Genomic DNA, 18,258 nt, shown 5'->3' on the forward strand with positions numbered 1-18,258 from the left:
CATGAACAAAAAATTAAAAATACTATTATCAGGCGGAGGAACCGGAGGACATATCTTCCCGGCCATTGCCATTGCTGATGAGATCAGAAAAAGGTTTCCTGATGCAGAATTTTTGTTCATTGGTGCCAACGGGAAAATGGAAATGGAAAAAGTTCCTCAGGCAGGCTATAAAATTGAAGGAATTGATATCGCAGGAATCGACAGAGGAAACTTGTTATCCAACCTGGGACTTCCTTTCAAGATTCTGAAAAGTTTATCAAAATCTAAAAGGATTATCAAAGACTTCGCTCCTGATTTTGCAGTAGGAACCGGAGGATTTGCCAGCGGGCCCGCTCTTTATGAAGCAAGCAAAATGGGAATTCCGATTTTCATCCAGGAACAGAATGCTCATGCGGGAGTCACCAATAAGATTTTAAGCAAGAAAGCTAAAGCCGTTTTCACAGCGTACCCAAAAGTAGAAGGCTTCCCGGCAGAGAAAATAAAATTCCTGGGAAATCCGATTCGTGAAAACATTGTTTCAGGAATGCAGGAAACTGCTCAGGCAAAAGAGAAAATGGGTTTGAATAAAGACAAACTTACAATCCTTTCTGTAGGAGGTTCATTAGGTTCCAGAACATTGAATAATGCCTGGAAATCTCATTTGAAACAAATTGTAGATAAAGATTATCAGCTGATCTGGCAGACAGGAAAGCTTGATTATAAAGATATTTTAGAAGAGACAAAAGATACAGACACCAGAAATATTCAGATCCTTGAATTTATCAAAGACATGGAACTGGCGTATTCTGCAGCTGATATTATTGTTTCCAGAGCCGGAGCTATTGCCATTTCAGAGTTGGCTGTAGCACAGAAACCGGTGCTTTTGGTGCCTTTCCCTTTTGCAGCGGAAGACCATCAAACCAAAAATGCCATGAACCTGGTTGAAAAAAATGCAGCCAGAATGGTGAAAGACTCTGAAATGCAGGAAAAATTCTGGAATACATTATCAGAAATCTGCGAGAATGAAAGCGTAAGAAAAGAAATGTCCGACAATCTGAAATATTTTGCCAAGCCAAATGCTGGAAAAGAGATTGTAGACGAGATTTTTAACATAATAAAATAGTTAGGAAAGGCTTCGACAAGCTCAGCCTGACATAAATAAATCAGTTAGTATTAGAGCTGTCACCCTGAGCTTGTCGAAGGGTCACACCGCTAAAATATAATTTATGAAAGGGGCATGAATGTTAGTTGATCAAAGCCTTATAATACAAAATATAGTAATACAACTCTGAACTGGTTCAAGAGTGGTTAAAGATTAAAATATAAATGAACATTTTACAAACATATCAGACTTTTTACTTCGTCGGAATCGGAGGTATCGGAATGAGCGCATTGGCACGCTATTTCAATGCATCCGGAAAAAAAGTATTGGGATACGACAAAACCAATACAAAGCTTACTCAGAATCTGATGAATGAAGGCATTGATATTGTTTTTGAAGACCTTATTGATGAAAGGATTACTTCCCTTCAGAAAGAAGATACTTTGGTAATCTATACTCCGGCTATCAAAACGTTGGGAATACTGGATTATTTCAACCAAAATCAGTTTGAAGTTTTAAAACGTGCTAAAGTTTTAGGATTAATTACTGAAAATACAGACTGTATCGCTATTGCAGGAACCCATGGAAAGACCACCACGTCTACCCTTGTGGCTCATTTGTGTAAAGAGGTGGATCTTCCTTTCTCATGCTTTCTGGGAGGAATTTCTGAAAACTTTAAATCCAACTTCCTGTATAACGGTTCTACCTATTCTGTTGTAGAAGCAGATGAATATGACAGAAGCTTCCTGAACCTGTCTCCGGACTGGGCAGTAGTAACTTCTACCGATGCAGATCACTTGGACATTTATGGAGACGTCAACCATATTGAAGAAGGATTCAGACAGTTTGCAGCTTTGGTTCCTCAAGACAAACAACTTTTTGTAAGAAAAGGGTTGGAAATTGGCAGAGGCCATCAAACCTATGCAGTGAATGAGCCGGCAGATTATTATTCAGACAACCTGCGTATGGAACATGATAAAATTTATTTTGACTTCCATACCCCATCTGAAACAATAAAAGATTTTGTCTGGGAAATTCCGGGAATTCATAATGTGGAAAACGCCACTGCAGCACTGGCTATTCTGCATAATTTAGGCGCAGATTTTGATACGCTGAAAAAGGCCATTGCCAATTTTAAGGGAATTAAAAGAAGATATACCAAACATATTTATCAGAACGGTAAAATTTACATTGATGATTATGCTCACCACCCTACAGAAATCAATGCTGTAGTGAGCTCAATCAGAACATTTTACCCTGATAAAAAGCTATTGGTAGCTTTCCAGCCTCACCTTTTCAGCAGAACAAGAGATTTCGCAGATGGGTTTGCTGAAAGTTTGAGCAAAGCGGATGAGCTTATTCTTCTCGATATTTACCCTGCGAGAGAGCTTCAGGAAAATTTTGAAGGAATTACTTCAAGCTGGCTGTTGGACAAAGTAACATTAGATAAAAAAGAAGTATCGGCTTTATCCGATGCTTTTGAAAAAATAAAAGAAAAAGATTTTGATATCCTCCTTACTGTAGGTGCAGGAAATATAGATACCCTGTATGACCCTATCTGTGAGTGGATTGAGAAAATTTGAATATAAACGCAATGCTCGCGAAGAAAAATATAAAATAGTTCGCAAAGGCGTTTCACTCAGCAAATGAGAAAAATAACTGATTTATGTTAAAAAAATAATTTACTTATTAAAAATAAATTATTCAAATGATAGCCGTAGCTGAGTGAAACGCCCTCGCGAACGGAAAGAAATAAAAAGGTTGCTTTGCGATCATAGCGTTAAAACAAAAAACACAAAATGTATGATAGAAAATGAAATTTCAGAGATTGTTTTCGATTCTGGAATGAAAATACATCGTACCCTTGGAATTGGACTTTATGAGAATGTATATGAAGAATGCTTAGTTTATGAACTGAAAAATAGAGGATTGAATGTAGAACGTCAAAAAAATATTGACATAAACTATGAGGAATTAAAATTTTTAAGGCGTTCAGAGTAGATTTATTAATTGAAAACAAAGTAATAATTGAAATAAAAGCAGTTCAGGAAATTAATGATTATCATTTTTTCCAGCTTTTAAATTATTTAAGAATAACAAATATAAAACTTGGAATGATTTTGAATTTCCATTCAATCTTATTCAAAAATGGAGTAAAACGAGTTGTAAATAAATTATAAAATTTAAACACTTGCTAAGTGAAACGCCCTTGCGAACTAAATAATAAAAACAAAATAAACTCTTTGTGAGCATTGCGTTAAAATAAAAATATGAAAAATAAATACAGAATATTAAAAATTGTTGTCACTGTAATTATCCTGGGATTGTTACTGAGCTTCTCATTGAGGAGATTCAGCCGTGAGCAGATTACAGACAATAAGATTTCTGTAAAAATGAGCGAGAAAACTCCGGTATACTTTGTTGATGAAAAAGACATCAGGGAAATTGTAAAAAAAGAAAATCCTTCAGGAAAAGTGGGAGATCTCAATATTCCTTCTTTGGAAAAAAAGATCAATTCACTACCGGCCGTAGACAGCGCCAATGTTTATCTGAACCTGAACGGAAAACTCAATCTGGATATCAAGCAGAGAGTTCCTGTGTTCAGATTAAATAAAGACGGAAAAGACTTTTATGTGGATGAAAAAGGAGTTGAATTCCCGATTTCAAGAACCTATTCACACCCATGTATGCTGGTAACCGGAAACGTGCATCCGGAAGAATATGAAAAGCTGGCAGAACTGGTAGAAAAGATAGATAAAGATGATTTCAGTAAAAAATACTTTATCGGAATCTCAAAAAGTAAAGACAGCTATAATCTTCTGACAAGCGAAGGAAATTATAAAGTGGAAATTGGAGACCTTGATAATATTGATTTTAAAGTAAAAGGATTTAAAACGTTTGTGGAAAAATATCTGGTGTATCAGGATCCTCAGAAATACAGCATGGTTTCTGTGAAATATCAGAATCAGATTGTCACTACTTTAAACCCTTATTTTAAAGAGAATGACAGTATTTTAAAGGCAGGAAAGATGGAATTGGCAAAAGTTCCTTCCCCAACAGCCGCTAAAAAGACGGAAGCTAAACCCAACATAGCAGAGGTAAAAAAAAGCAGCTCTACTTCGGTAAAACCGAAAGAGAGTACCAAACCGAAAGGAGCAACAAAAGAAGCCAAAAAAGCGGAGAAAAAGCCACCCGTCAAGGCGCAGTCCAAGCCTAAGGCAAAAGTAAAAATAGAATAAGTCCCTCAGGGCATGTAATACACAAATAGGAGCCTATCCATATAGATAAAAAAGTAGAAAAAAATCAAATCGATATAAAATGGAAAATCAAGAGTATTCAGTAGGTCTGGACATCGGGACAACGAAGATAGTCGCGATTGTCGGAAGAAGGAATGCACACGGGAAAATAGAAGTTCTCGGTGTAGGAAAAGCTAAAAGTCTTGGTGTTCATAAAGGTATTGTGAATAATATTTCACAAACTATTAATTCAATCAAGGCTGCAGTATCCGAAGCACAATCCAGTGCCGGTGTTCCTATCCGCAAAGTTACGGTAGGTATTGCAGGAAAACACATCCGTTCTCTGCAGCACTCCGATTATATTATGCGTGAACATCCTGATAAATTTATTACAGACGATGACATCGAAGCATTAAAAGATCAGGTAAAAAAGCTGGTTATGCTTCCTGGAGAAGAAATTATCCACGTACTTCCTCAAGAATATAAAGTGGATTCCGAGGGGGAAATTCAGGAACCTGTCGGAATGCACGGAAAACGTTTAGAAGCCAACTTCCACGTTGTAGTAGGGCAAATGGGCAGCATCAGAAATATTGCAAGATGCGTTCGTGAAGCCGGATTAGAAATGGAAGCCCTTACTTTAGAACCATTGGCATCTTCAGAAGCTGTCCTTACAAAAGAAGAAAAAGAAGCCGGTGTAGCCATTGTTGACATTGGTGGTGGTACAACAGATATTGCGATCTTTAAAGACAATATCATCCGTCATACCTGTGTGATTCCATACGGAGGCGGAATTATTACCGAAGATATCAAAGAAGGTTGTTCCATCATAGAGAAACATGCAGAACAACTGAAAGTAAAGTTTGGTTCGGCTGTTCCCGAATTAGAAAAAGACAGTACTTTTGTAACCATTCCCGGGCTTCACGGAAGACCGGACAAAGAGATTTCTTTAAAAACTTTAGCGCAGATCATCAATGCAAGAGTAGAAGAAGTTTTGGAAATGGTGAATACAGAACTGAAGGCTTATGGTGCTTTTGAACAAAAGAAAAAACTGATTGCAGGAATCGTTCTTACGGGCGGTGGTTCAAACCTGAAACACCTTCGTCAGCTGGCGAATTATACGACAGGTTTTGACAGCAGAATCGGTTTTGCGAATGAATATATCGCCAACGATAAAAATCAATATCTGAAAGGCCCTGAATTTGCTACCTCTATCGGGTTACTGATGGAGAGTTTGAAAATCAGGGATAAAAAGCAGACTATTGACGAAGTTGTAGAAGTTGTTGCAGAGCAGCCAAAACCGGAAGTTACTGCAGCACAGACAGAAACTGTTCAACCCGTTCAGCAGGCAGCACCTGTTCAGGAACAACAGTCTTTTGAGAATGAAAGACAGGAGAACAGAAAGGCGAAGTTGACCTTTGGGCAGTCGCTTATGGAAAAAGTAAAAAAATTCTTTGAAGAAGTAGAGTAAATAAATATAAATGATAAAAGATTAATGATCAATGATACCTGAAATAGATTAATATTTATTAAATTAAAGACGAATATCATTCATCAATTATCATCTATCACTTATCAATTATTAAAAGTATAGTTATGGAAAATATAGGTACACAAGGATTTTCATTTGATTTGCCAAAAGGAAATTCATCCATCATAAAAGTAATCGGTGTAGGGGGCGGTGGAAACAACGCTCTGAAGCACATGTACGAGAAAGGAATCCACGGAGTTGATTTCGTGATTTGTAATACAGATGCTCAGACTTTAGATAATAACCCGGTAGCCAATAAAGTTCAGTTGGGAACTTCTATCACAGAAGGTCTTGGAGCTGGTGCCGACCCTGAAGTTGGTGAGAAATCAGCCATCGAAAGTATTGAAGATATCAAGGCTGCCATGGGCCAAAACACCAAGATGGTGTTCATCACTGCCGGAATGGGCGGTGGTACAGGTACCGGAGCCGCTCCTGTCATTGCTAAAGTAGCGAAAGACATGGGAATTCTTACTGTAGGTATTGTTACCGTTCCTTTCAGCTTTGAAGGGAAAAGAAGGTTGGAACAGGCAGAAAACGGTCTGGATAAATTAAGAAATAATGTTGACTCGCTTATTGTGATCAACAATGATAAACTAAGACAGCAATTCGGAAACCTTGGATTCAAGCAGGGATTCTCAAAAGCCGATGAAGTGTTAACCAATGCTGCAAAAGGGATGGCAGAAGTTATTACAGGTTACTTTGATGTAAACATTGACTTTAGAGATGCTAAATCTGTACTTCAGAATTCCGGTACAGCATTGATGTCTACAGGAACGGCTTCAGGTGAAAATAAAGCTGAAGAAGCGGTAAGAAAAGCCCTTGATTCCCCGTTATTGAATGATAACAAGATTACTGGTGCTAAAAACGTATTGTTATTGATCAGAAGTGGTGCTGAAGAAGTTACCATGGATGAAATCGGTATCATCATGGACCACATCCAGAAAGAAGCAGGAAATACTGCGGATATCATTTTCGGGGTGGGTGCAGATGAAGAATTAGGAGATGCAGTAAGCGTTCTTGTGATTGCAACAGGATTCTCTAATGATAATAAGAAGTTTGCAGGGCCTACTGAGAAAATCAGAATCAGTCTTAACGACAGTTTTGAAGCTCCTAAAAACTCTCCTTTCAAAACAAGAGAAGAAAGAGAATCGGCGCCGGAAGTAACCCATGATTTTGGAGGAAAAAACCTTTTCAGACTAGATGACGAAGACCACGAAACTTCGTTCAATGTGACGTCTGTTGAAAAAAAAATGATTATTGAAGAAGAACAGCCAAGAACTGAAATAAAATTCTTTGATAAAGAGGAAGATACGGTAAATACTCCGGAACAAAGCTGGAGAAATGAAGAAGAAGGAGAAGAAGAATATAGCTTATTAGCTATTGATGAAGAACATGATGATCCTAACGATCTTGAAATCCAGTCTTTCTCATTTGATTTTGAAAATAAAAAAGAGGAGCCACAATCCGGAACTCCATTCAACAATTCGTTTTCTAATGAAAAACCTGTTGAATTCAGTTTCTTTGTAAACGAGCCGATCAGAAACGAGCCTAATACGGATTTCGGACAGCCAAAAGCAGAATTTAACACGCCTACCAATGCTGCGGTAGCCGAACCTGCTCAAAAGATTGAAACGTTCTACCAGAAGCAGGAAGAGCCAAAGGCTGAAACAAGATCAACTTTTGAAAACAGAACAGAAATTGAAACTCCGAAAACTGAAGAATCAGAATTCACTTTCGTGAATAAAACGATTGATCAGGACAGAGTAATTGAAAGAAGAAATAAATTAAAAGAATTCAACTCCCGTTACCAGAATTTTGACAGCACAAGTGAATTCGAATCTATTCCTGCTTTTAAAAGAAAAAATATTTCGATCGACGGAAACAATGCATCAGACCAGAATATCAACACTTACCTGTCTGATAACAATGGATCCATGCAGATCAGAGAAAACAGATTTTTAAATAAAGACGTAGATTAAATGCTATTGGCAATTGGCTATTAGCAAATGGCTCTCGGGCCCTATTAAAGCTATTAGCCAACTGCCAGAAGCCAAAAGCATATAAACATGAGTTTAGAAAATACCATAAACGAAGCTATAAAAACAGCAATGAGAGCCAAAGACAAAGTGGCTTTGGATTCTCTGCGTGCTGTAAAATCTCAGATATTACTGCTTAAAACGGAAGCCATCGGAGCTGAAGTAACGGCAGAACAGGAAATTGCTATTCTTCAGAGAATGGTAAAACAACGTAAGGATTCTTACGACCAGTTTACTGCACAGGGAAGAAATGATCTTGCAGAAGTAGAAGACGCTCAAATGAAAGTTATTGAGCAGTTTTTACCTAAACAGCTTTCTGCTGAAGAATTAGAAACAGAAATTAAAAATATTATTTCTGAAACCGGAGCTGAATCTGTTAAAGATTTAGGGAAGGTAATGGGAGTGGCATCAAAAGCATTAGCCGGAAAATCAGACGGAAAAAGTATTTCCGAGATGGCTAAAAAGCTCCTTTCTTAATGGTGATATGCGTTTAAACTTATATTTATTTCAAAGTTTAAAAACGCTTCTCACTCCATAACTATAGGATATACAACCTTTGCATATCGATTTGATTAGAAGCCCGGAACTGTTCAGTTCCGGGCTTCACTTTCTTTGGATATTAAAGTTTGTTAATCAGTTTGATTCTAAACTGAAAAAGAATTAAGCTACTACCATATTTCAGAGAGTATTTAAGTGATTGATTGCTTGAGGGAAAGCTTCAAATGTTTTTTTCACGGTCGTTTGTTTTTCAGAATCATTTCAAATTTAATAATAATATTTCATTATTCCTAGTGTTAATTCACTTTTTTTAGAATATTATTACAATATTAATACTTGGTTAATTTTATATGACTAATCAATTGATAGTTTTTATATATTGAACAAACGCAAAGAATTGCTTAACTTTGTAGGGATAAAAAACAAAATATATGTATCCAACAGATTTAGTAATGCCAATGAAGGCAGAGCTTACAGATAAAGGTTTCCAGGATTTAACAACTCCTACTCAGGTAGAAGATGCTTTGAAGCAGTCCGGAACTACATTATTGGTCATCAACTCTGTATGTGGTTGTGCTGCAGGTGCTGCAAGACCAGGAGTAGTATACTCTTTGACAGGAGACAAAAAACCAGATCATTTAACAACTGTATTTGCAGGATTTGATACTGAGGCAGTGGTAGAAGCAAGAAAACACCTTGCTCCATTCCCTCCAAGTTCTCCATGTGTAGCACTTTTCAAAGATGGTGAATTGGTTCACATGCTGGAAAGACACCACATCGAAGGAAACCCTGCAGGAGCTATCGCAGCCAACCTTCAGGCAGCATACGACGAATATTGCTAAGAAGCAATCAGATAAATATCAAACCGTTACAAATTTTGTAACGGTTTTTTTATTTATTCACGTAAAAAATTTTCTGAAAATTCAAATATCATTATATTTGTTGAAATGGCAACCAAAGCACTTTTCAATACCGTAGTCAACTGGTTTATCCGTCAAAGGATTGACCAGATACAGAATTTTATGGACCATCCTATTGAAACCCAGAAAGGTATACTCTTTTCTCAGCTGTTTCATGCGGAGGACACAGAATATGGCAAACTATACGGATTCAATTCTATTTCGAGTTATCAGGATTTTAAAAACAAAGTTCCTATTGTTACCTATGAAGAAATGGAACCTTTTATTGAAAAAGCAAGACAGGGATACAAAGATGTAAGCTGGCCGGGCCTTATTAAACATTTTGCCAAATCATCGGGTACCACGAATGCTAAAAGCAAATTCATTCCGATCTCTGCCGAAAGCCTTGAATACTGCCATATGAAAGCCGGAAAAGACATGGTTTCCATTTATGCCAACAACCATCCCGAAAATCAGCTTTTTAATTATAAAAATCTACGCCTAGGCGGCAGTTCTGAGCTTTATGCTGATTTTAATACAAAATTTGGCGATTTATCTGCTATTTTAATAGATAACCTTCCTTTTTGGGTAGAAATTACCACCACTCCGAGTAAGAAAGTTTCTTTGATGGGAGAATGGGAAAGTAAGCTGAAAGCAATCACCTCCGAAGTAAAAAACGAAGATGTAGGAAGTATCCTTGGAGTACCAAGCTGGATGATGGTTCTTCTTCAAAGGGTGTTAAAGGAAACTCATGTAGAAAGTATTTCTGAGCTGTGGCCTAATTTAGAGGTGTTTTTTCATGGTGGAATCAGCTTTAAGCCCTACAGGGAGCAATTCAGACAGATCATCGGAAAAAACATCAATTACTACGAAATTTACAATGCTTCTGAAGGCTTCTTCGGTATTCAGGACAGATCAGACAGTGATGAGATGCTGCTGATGCTGGATTATGGAATATTTTATGAGTTTATCCCTATGGATCAGTTCCATTTTTCAAATCCTAAAGTCGTCAGTCTGGAAGATGTGGAAGTAGGGAAAAACTACGCAATGGTGATCACCACCAATGGAGGCCTTTGGAGATACCTGATTGGCGATACCGTTGTCTTTACTTCGATCAATCCTTTCAGAATAAAAATAACCGGAAGAACAAAGCATTATATCAATGCTTTTGGGGAAGAACTCATGATCACCAATGTTGAATCTGCGCTCTCAAAAGCTTGTGAAGCCACCGGTGCACACATCACGGATTTTACAGGAGCTCCTGTATTTATGAAGGGAAATGAAGGAGGTGCCCACGAATGGATCTTTGAATTCAGTCAGCATCCCGATAATCTGGATCACTTTATTGATGCTTTTGATACGCATTTAAAGACCATCAATTCGGACTATGAGGCGAAAAGATACAATAATATGACTCTTAAAAGACCAATTGTACATATTGCCAAAGAAAATCTGTTCTATCACTGGCTGGAAGCTAAAGGAAAGCTAGGCGGACAAAATAAAGTACCAAGGTTAAGCAATGACAGAGAATATATTGATCCATTGCTGGAAATGAATAAATAAAGCTTTTTTAAACGCAAAGAATTAGTAACTCGAATGTTTATTTAAGGAGCCCAAAAATATGGCAGCTTCGCCGCTTATGAAGCGTAATGGCTATGCATACGCTTCCTTAGAACTAATCTATTGATTCAAGCTTTGCTCCCTCGAATGATTACGGTATCAAAATAGAAACTTTGCGTTAAAAAAATCTATTCACTGATAATAAATAAAAAAGCCGCAATTCTATAGAACTACGGCTTTTCTTATTTATTTGCTTAAATCTTCTTTTACTTTTTTCGCGGCTTCTTCTACTTTAGAAGCTCCTTTTTTCGCGGCTTCTTTTGCATCCTGCCCTACTTTGTTGGCTTCAGTTTTGATATCCTGTCCTGCTTTGTTAAGATCTTGTTTTGTCTTATCTGCAGTGGCATCAATTTTATCTTTTGCCTTCTGAGCAGCGGCATCAATCTTATTGCCTGCCTCATCTACTTTAGCCTTAACGTCTTCTTTTGCATTGTTGATTTTTGCAGTATCCACAACGTTCGGTGTTTCGGTAGTGGTAGTTGTGGTAGTGGTAGTAGACCCGTCAGGATTTTCTACCTGTTCTGTTTTGGTGGTTGATTTTGTACATGCTACCGTGAATACTGAGATCACCAGTGCAGCTAAAATTTGTTTTTTCATATTGTTTATTTTTTAATGGAATTTGGATTTATTCTGTTTTGGTTTCCGGTGTTGCCGGCTTTTCTGTTGCCTTCAGTTTCTTTTCAGCTTCTGCTTTTCTCTTTTCCTCTTCCTGTTTTGCTTTACTTTCCTTTTCAAGCTCTGCTTTAATCTTGCTTTCTTCCTCCTGCAGCTTTTTAGCCTGTTTTACAGAATCAAGATACTGAGGAGAAGACATTCTTATTTTACGAGCGATATCCACTGAAACAGCACCTGTAGAAAAGGAGTCGACAGCCGTTGTATCATAACGTACTCTCACTTCCTGTTCAGCCCCAAAACCAGGAGATTCTTTCTTGGAACAAGCCATAAAAAGAATGGTAAAAATAAAAGTTGCAGCCAGTAAATTTTTCATGGAACTAATTTAGCAGAAATTCTGCAATTACAGGATAATGATCCGATAATTTCACAGACTGGTCTACCTTATAGCTTAAAGGGATGATTGATTTTGAAGTGAAGATATAATCAATCCTTAAAGGCACTTTATAATCATGAAAACTGCTTGCACTGCCCTTTCCTGCTACCAGAAAGGCATCCTGAAGATCTTTTCCAAGATTATAATACTCATATGAATTGGGAACAGAATTAAAATCTCCTGCCAGAATTACAGGGTAAGGAGATAAATCGATCATTTTTCTGATTCTTTTTACCTGATCTTCATGAGCCTGAAAGGTCGGTGTCATATGAGAAAGCAATGTCGAAACATTTCCCAAGCCTAATTTATCAAGTTTCGTAAACATCGATTTATGAAGCCTGAAGGGTTCCAGATACACATTAATAATTCTGATTACTTTTCCATTAATGTCTATATCTGCGTAGAATGAATTCCCACGGGCTTTCTCATCAATAAGTTCCGCTTGTCTTACAATTTTATGCTTCGTTTTAAGAATAACTGACGGATATTTTATAAGATCACGTTGTATAACGCGGTTCGTATCTTTTTCCTGTACCAGAATAATATCAGCATCTTGTGCTTTAATGTAGTCCTTTACTTTATCCCAGCCATATTCTCCGTATTTTACATTAAAAGTCAATACTTTAATATCCCGTATTGTTTTTAAGTTTTCTGTTTTGGGAGAAAAGTTGATCCATCGTCTGATTGGATTATAGAAAATAAATGTACCTAAGACAAAAGCAATTGCAATTTTTTCTTTTTTGAAAATCCAGATCAGCGTTAAAATTACGTGTGACAGGATCAGATAAGGAAAACCAAGGGACAGAAGATTCAGGTTGCCTAAAATGTTCGGTGGAATCCATGCATTCCCCAATGTGCATAACAGCAATACAGCAACAACGATATGTATAAATAGTAATATCTGGTTCGACTTCATGAAAAAACGGTCTTGGTACGGTTTTCTTTCAACAAAAATCCTACCAAGCAGATAATTTTAACTATTTTTATGATTATTTGCCTTCCGTAGAAAACTTAACTGTGACAGGATAATGATCTGAAATACTTACAGAACGGTCAACTTTATAAGATATTGCCTTTAAAGCTTTAGAAGAGAAAATATAATCTATTCTAATGGGAAATTTATAATCGTGAAAACTGGTTGCACTCCCTCTTCCTGCCTCCACAAATGCATCTTCAAGCCCATCTGATAAATGATAATATTCGTAAGAATTGGGTACAGAATTAAAATCTCCAGCCAGAATTACAGGATAAGGAGAATTGTCAATGGCTTCACGAATAAGCGCTACCTGGTCCTGGTGTTTTTTAAAGGTAGGAATCAACCTTTTAACAACATCTTTTATTTTTTGTTCATCAGTATCGGTATTTCCATTAAGTCTTACCATATCTTTTTGAAAACGAAAAGGATTGAGATAGACATCAATGAACCTGTAGGTTTTTCCTTTAATTTCTATATCAGCCAGCAAACCAGGAATTCTTAATTCTCCATCTTGTGGCTCTATAATCTGCTGCTTCAGGATTTTGTGCCTGGTCAGAATTGTTAAGCCTCCTCCGGGATTTGCTATTTGATAGCCTTCCAATTGATATTTGATACCCGCATCCTCCTGTAAAAGAAGAACATCTGCATTCTGAGACTTCAGGTAGGGTTCGAGCTCTTCGTTTCCTACTCTTCCAGCTCTTGTATTGAAAGAAACCACTTTTATTTCGGAACCTCCTTTCTTATCAGAATAGTTAACCCAACGTTTTACAGGATTTATAAATGCTAACCCTGCAAACATAAACACAAATGCCCTTTTCTTCCAGCTGAATACCCAGAAAATTGTTAGAATTACATAAAGTATAATAAGCACAGGAAAGCCTAAGGAAAGCAGATTAAACCAAGGAAAAATCTTTGGCGGAACATAAGCGTTCAATAAAGTACCCAACAGCAGAAATAAAATTCCCAGGTGGACAATCAATACTATAAGTCGGAAAATCTTCACAAAATTATTTTAGTTGAATCTGTACAAATGTTTCTTCCAAATTCTTGCCAAAAGCCATCCAACCAAAGCACCGCCAACGTGGGCAAGGTGAGCAATACCCCCTCCGTTTCCGGAAACACCAAGATATACAGAAACCACCACAATGATGGGCAAAAGATATTTTACTTTAATCGGAACAGGAATAAACATAATTCCGATTTTAGCATCGGGATATAATGTGGCAAAAGCAGCTACTACACCGAAAATAGCTCCTGAAGCTCCTACCATTGGAGTAGCAACAATCGCTTTTAAACTTTCCAGTAATTCTTTCTGTTTAAGAACAGCACCCGTATTTCCAGCAAATTCAACACTTGCCCCTGACAAATAAGCATTTACATTAAATCCAAGCTGTTCTAATTCACGTGAAAGTTGTTGAACTTCCACAAAATTCCAGGCATTAAAAAGGAAAAATGCTCCCAAACCACTTGCAAAATATAAAATCAAATACTTTTTGTCGCCTAATGTCTGCTCCAGAATAGGACCAAAACTAAAGAGCGTCATCATATTAAATAAAATATGCATAATACTTCCATGCATAAACATATGGGTAATAACCTGCCATGAATGGAAAAAGGGAGAAAACGGATAAAAGCCCGCAAGATAACCTATCATCTGGTTTCCCATGAAGTAAGTAACAATAAATACTATAACATTGATGATAATGATATTCCTTGTAATGGGCGGTATATTGTTAAACATAATTTTTTAAAATTTGTTTTTAAAGTCGTTAAACGGAACTTCATAAAAACATCGTTTGCCGTCCGGTAAAAATTCCGGGAAGCCTAATGCTGTAAAGTCTTTAATCAGTTGTTCCGCATCTTTTTTATAAATAAAGTCAAATCTTGACTTCGACTGCATTTTATTCCATTGGTTATGGTAATACTGCAAAAACTCTTCTTCCGTCTTGTAGTCCAGGATCTCAAAAAGGTTTTCCAGGAACTTCATGGCCTGGGTTTCTTTCAGCCCTTCCGGAAGAGAATCTATTCGAAGTACACTTTCATGAGCAATTTTCATGTCAAACCCTAATTCCGGCAGATATTTTTTGATCGAATTGTATTTTGCCTTTTCGATTTCATTCATATGATACTCCAGAGAGAAAAGAAGAGCATGACTATTTGTATTTGATTTTCTGGTGGATTTATTCCCTTCAGAAACCAACAGTCTGTGCATTCTTCCCAAATCCAGCATCAAAGTGACATCTCCTTTGTTGAAAAGCCAGTATCCATTGGGAAGTCTCATCAGATCTTCGTCAAAATCTTCATCTTCAAAGAGGTTAATCTTTGAAGGTTCTGCTGTAATATTCTGATGATACATTTCCGTTAGGTTCTGAATTTCCTCCGGATGTACTACATTTTTTTCTTCCAGAAACGGATTATAATCTTTGTCTACAATAATTTCCGGCATTTTGAAAACACCTCCGCCGGGTCCTCCTCCATTTCCTTTGCTCGGAATCGGTTTATTCATCATTTCATCCAGTTCCGGATCTCTGTCGAAATCAAGACTTGGAGAAACATTATAAATTCCTAAAGATCTTTTAATCGTTGAACGAAGCAGAGCAAAAATAAGATGCTCGTCCTCAAATTTCACTTCTGTTTTCTGTGGATGGATGTTGACATCTATTTTCTCCGGATCAAGCTCCAGGAACAGGAAAAACGAAGGAACATATCCAGGTTGAAGAAGTCCTTCAAAGGCTTCCTGTACTGCTTTATTGAAGTATGGACTTCTGAAATATCTTCCGTTAACAAAAAGGAACTGTTCCCCTCTTGCTTTTTTAGCGCCTTCAGGCTTGGCAACAAAACCATGAAGTTTACACCAGATAATATCTTCTTTAATGGGAATTAAAAGCGGCTGTAATTTTCTTCCGAAAACATCCACAATACGCTGCATCTGACTTCCTTTTCTCAGTCTGAAAACAGCTTCATCATCATGGAACAGTGAAAACTCAAGGTTCTCATGAGCGAGTGCAACGCGCTGAAATTCATCAATTACGTGTCTGAATTCAATATTATTATTTTTCAAAAACTTCCTTCTTGCAGGAACGTTATAGAAAAGGTTTTTTACCAAAAAGTTTGATCCGTCTGCTGTCTGAACCGGGTCCTGAAACTGGAAAACACCTCCTTCAATATAGATATTAGTCCCGATGGAAGTATCTTTCTGTTTCGTTCTCAGTTCAACCTGGGAAACCGCTGCGATAGAAGCCAGTGCTTCACCGCGGAAGCCTTTTGTGGCAATCTTAAAGATATCTTCTGTTCCTTTGATTTTGGAGGTAGCATGTCTTTCAAAAGCCATGCGGGCATCTGTTTCAGACATTCCTTTTCCGTCGTCCACCACCTGAATAAGGTTTTTTCCGGCATCTCTGATGATCAATTCAATTTTCGTTGCATCGGCATCAATAGCATTTTCCAAAAGTTCTTTCACGATGGATGCAGGCCGCTGCACCACCTCTCCTGCTGCAATTTGGTTGGCTACATGATCCGGTAAAAGCTGAATAATATCTGACATAAAAACGTAAATCAACTTACAAAAATAGTTAATGGAAACGGGAATTAAAATACTAAAATCGTGATTTAATATTTAATTATCAACATTTTTACCTATTTATCCCCAACCGATTTTTTTAATGTTTGTAATGAAGGACGTTAGCTAGTTGATCCGTCTCACCCTGAAACTTTCATTTTAACAGTCATCAAAATATGATTAAAAATAACAGAAATACTGACCCAGAAGTTGATTTTTCAGAAAAACACCCTTATTTCATAATAAAATAAGGGCATTTACAGCTAGTTTATACAAAAAATTAATAGTGTGTTTTCTATTTTAATCCTCAAAGACAAGCTTTCTTTTCTTCTCTCTTTTTGGAATACCATGGATTTTCTCATACAGGTAAGCAAAAATATTAGGCTTTCTGTAAATCCTGTTGTATCTGTACTTCGTGTTGAAGTGACGGATATGAATTTTATAAGCATCGTAACCGATAACAATCAGAAGACATATACTGATGACATAGAAGACTCTGAATTCCAGATAATAATATGTTAACCCTGAGAATACCGCTCCCATCACATAGGCAAGCATGATACTCATCAATAGTTTTGCTCTGCCAATCAGTTCACCGTTTCTCCTGTATTTTTTTTGGGTAAACATGGATACCAGAATTCCCAGGTCGGTCGTTGTTCCCGTAAGGTGGGTCGTTTTTACAGAGAAATTGGAGATACTTGCCGTTAACCCATTTTGAAGTCCGGTCGCGAAAAGCATTAATGCTACTAAGTATTCTGTTTCTTCTAATGTTTTCTGATAGTAAAACTGCCCGTATATTCCTACAAAAAGCAAACATATAATTTCCAGCACAATGGGCATAGAATGGGCAAAATATTTACTTTTCTTATTAAAATTGATGACAATAAAGTTGGACAGAAAGCTTCCGAAGAAGAACAAAAAGATCCATCCTCCCACAACTCCCACCTGCGTCCAGTTTCCTTTACTGATTTCTGCAGCCAAAATAGCGTAGTGTCCCGTTACATTCGATGTAAAAGAGAGGAATATCAATAGGGATGCGATATTTATAGTACCTGCCGTAAAGGCAGTCAGCGTCCCCAACCTGATATTGTCTCCCAGTGTCCTGCTGTTACTATAATTTCTTAACATTTTTAATCGTTTTTAAATTGTGTTTAATTGTTAGACCTCTACAAAGATCTCTGCCAGTCTTCCTCTTTCCGGAAGTTTTTCTCTTACTTCAACAGTAATTTCATGAGATTTCAGCTCTTTGCATTTTTTGATATAAGGAATCAGATCGAATTTGCCTTTTCCTTTGCTTTTGATAGATGAAGCATAGTAAGCTTCCTCAATATTTTCCGCCTTTACATACTGGTTGAATGTTCTTTGGAAACTTCCTGTAAAGACATCACAGATGATTTTATTAACCAGATGAGGATATTTATTACTGATAATTCCAAAGGCATCGCAGAATTCTGCAGGCCTGATTTTATTGAATACAGATGTTTTGGTGCTGAACAAAAGGTCTCTGATAGAATCTCCGGAATCATACCCGGAAGTCAGGAGGATATTATATTGGTTTTGATCTTCAGCGGCATCTTTCTCTTTAAGTACTTTTTTCAATATATTCAATGACTCAAGAGAGTAATCTGTTGCAATTAAAATTGTTTTAGTCATGTTCTTATTATTTTGTATTGTGTTTATCTTTTTTGATGATACAAAACTAGAACGACCAAATTAGAAGATCTTTGGAACGGAATTAAAATGTGATTAAAGAGATTAAAATGAGATTAGAAAATTG

At 37.0% G+C, this 18,258-nt stretch carries 16 protein-coding genes and 1 pseudogene; 9 read left to right on the forward strand and 8 right to left on the reverse strand.

Annotation, left to right across the window (positions count from 1 at the left end):
* Position 1 precedes the first annotated feature (1 nt).
* The 9 genes and pseudogenes from murG (at position 2) to DDF69_RS03480 (ending at position 10,841) form a co-directional block, all read left to right on the forward strand.
* On the forward strand, positions 2 to 1,102 hold the full coding sequence (murG, locus tag DDF69_RS03440; protein WP_114819548.1) for an undecaprenyldiphospho-muramoylpentapeptide beta-N-acetylglucosaminyltransferase: 1,101 nt from the start codon (positions 2 to 4) through the stop codon (positions 1,100 to 1,102).
* A gap of 203 nt (positions 1,103 to 1,305) precedes the next feature.
* Positions 1,306 to 2,664 carry a UDP-N-acetylmuramate--L-alanine ligase gene (gene murC / locus DDF69_RS03445; RefSeq protein ID WP_114819549.1) on the forward strand — a complete coding sequence of 453 codons (1,359 nt, stop codon included), beginning with the start codon at positions 1,306 to 1,308 and terminating at the stop codon, positions 2,662 to 2,664.
* Between the two features lie 262 nt (positions 2,665 to 2,926).
* Positions 2,927 to 3,261, forward strand: a pseudogene (locus tag DDF69_RS03450) (GxxExxY protein).
* Positions 3,262 to 3,351: 90 nt separating this feature from the next.
* Complete coding sequence (locus tag DDF69_RS03455) at positions 3,352 to 4,320, forward strand: cell division protein FtsQ/DivIB (RefSeq protein ID WP_114819550.1); 969 nt, start codon at positions 3,352 to 3,354, stop codon at positions 4,318 to 4,320.
* 79 nt (positions 4,321 to 4,399) lie between these two features.
* A complete protein-coding gene (ftsA, locus tag DDF69_RS03460) occupies positions 4,400 to 5,785 on the forward strand; it encodes a cell division protein FtsA (protein ID WP_114819551.1) in 1,386 nt (461 codons plus the stop codon).
* 125 nt (positions 5,786 to 5,910) lie between these two features.
* Positions 5,911 to 7,824: a cell division protein FtsZ gene (gene ftsZ / locus DDF69_RS03465; RefSeq protein WP_114819552.1), complete on the forward strand. Its 1,914-nt coding sequence runs from the start codon at positions 5,911 to 5,913 to the stop codon at positions 7,822 to 7,824.
* A gap of 87 nt (positions 7,825 to 7,911) precedes the next feature.
* Positions 7,912 to 8,358 carry a GatB/YqeY domain-containing protein gene (locus tag DDF69_RS03470; protein WP_062672649.1) on the forward strand — a complete coding sequence of 149 codons (447 nt, stop codon included), beginning with the start codon at positions 7,912 to 7,914 and terminating at the stop codon, positions 8,356 to 8,358.
* 452 nt (positions 8,359 to 8,810) lie between these two features.
* On the forward strand, positions 8,811 to 9,221 hold the full coding sequence (locus tag DDF69_RS03475) for a BrxA/BrxB family bacilliredoxin (RefSeq protein WP_079243608.1): 411 nt from the start codon (positions 8,811 to 8,813) through the stop codon (positions 9,219 to 9,221).
* Between the two features lie 105 nt (positions 9,222 to 9,326).
* Positions 9,327 to 10,841 carry a GH3 auxin-responsive promoter family protein gene (locus tag DDF69_RS03480; protein ID WP_114819553.1) on the forward strand — a complete coding sequence of 505 codons (1,515 nt, stop codon included), beginning with the start codon at positions 9,327 to 9,329 and terminating at the stop codon, positions 10,839 to 10,841.
* Positions 10,842 to 11,084: 243 nt separating this feature from the next.
* Here DDF69_RS03480 and DDF69_RS03485 read toward each other — a convergent pair whose 3' ends face one another.
* From DDF69_RS03485 to DDF69_RS03520, 8 genes are all read right to left on the reverse strand, one after another.
* The gene (locus DDF69_RS03485; RefSeq protein ID WP_114819554.1) at positions 11,085 to 11,495 is read right to left on the reverse strand and encodes a hypothetical protein; all 411 of its coding nucleotides are present in this window, start codon (positions 11,493 to 11,495) and stop codon (positions 11,085 to 11,087) included.
* Between the two features lie 28 nt (positions 11,496 to 11,523).
* On the reverse strand, positions 11,524 to 11,886 hold the full coding sequence (locus DDF69_RS03490) for a hypothetical protein (protein WP_114819555.1): 363 nt from the start codon (positions 11,884 to 11,886) through the stop codon (positions 11,524 to 11,526).
* Between the two features lie 4 nt (positions 11,887 to 11,890).
* On the reverse strand, positions 11,891 to 12,862 hold the full coding sequence (locus DDF69_RS03495) for an endonuclease/exonuclease/phosphatase family protein (protein WP_185144310.1): 972 nt from the start codon (positions 12,860 to 12,862) through the stop codon (positions 11,891 to 11,893).
* A 73-nt stretch (positions 12,863 to 12,935) separates the two neighbouring features.
* Positions 12,936 to 13,925 (reverse strand): endonuclease/exonuclease/phosphatase family protein, encoded by a 990-nt coding sequence (locus DDF69_RS03500; RefSeq protein WP_185144311.1) that lies wholly within the window; start codon positions 13,923 to 13,925, stop codon positions 12,936 to 12,938.
* Between the two features lie 9 nt (positions 13,926 to 13,934).
* The gene (locus DDF69_RS03505; protein WP_114819557.1) at positions 13,935 to 14,663 is read right to left on the reverse strand and encodes a rhomboid family intramembrane serine protease; all 729 of its coding nucleotides are present in this window, start codon (positions 14,661 to 14,663) and stop codon (positions 13,935 to 13,937) included.
* A gap of 6 nt (positions 14,664 to 14,669) precedes the next feature.
* Positions 14,670 to 16,466 carry a DNA mismatch repair endonuclease MutL gene (gene mutL / locus DDF69_RS03510; RefSeq protein WP_114819558.1) on the reverse strand — a complete coding sequence of 599 codons (1,797 nt, stop codon included), beginning with the start codon at positions 16,464 to 16,466 and terminating at the stop codon, positions 14,670 to 14,672.
* A gap of 315 nt (positions 16,467 to 16,781) precedes the next feature.
* Complete coding sequence (locus DDF69_RS03515; RefSeq protein ID WP_114819559.1) at positions 16,782 to 17,609, reverse strand: YoaK family protein; 828 nt, start codon at positions 17,607 to 17,609, stop codon at positions 16,782 to 16,784.
* A gap of 30 nt (positions 17,610 to 17,639) precedes the next feature.
* Complete coding sequence (locus DDF69_RS03520) at positions 17,640 to 18,134, reverse strand: hypothetical protein (RefSeq protein ID WP_114819560.1); 495 nt, start codon at positions 18,132 to 18,134, stop codon at positions 17,640 to 17,642.
* Positions 18,135 to 18,258: the final 124 nt, after the last annotated feature.

Origin of the sequence: Chryseobacterium sp. KLBC 52, from assembly GCF_003347605.1 — a bacterium.
GTDB lineage: Bacteria > Bacteroidota > Bacteroidia > Flavobacteriales > Weeksellaceae > Chryseobacterium.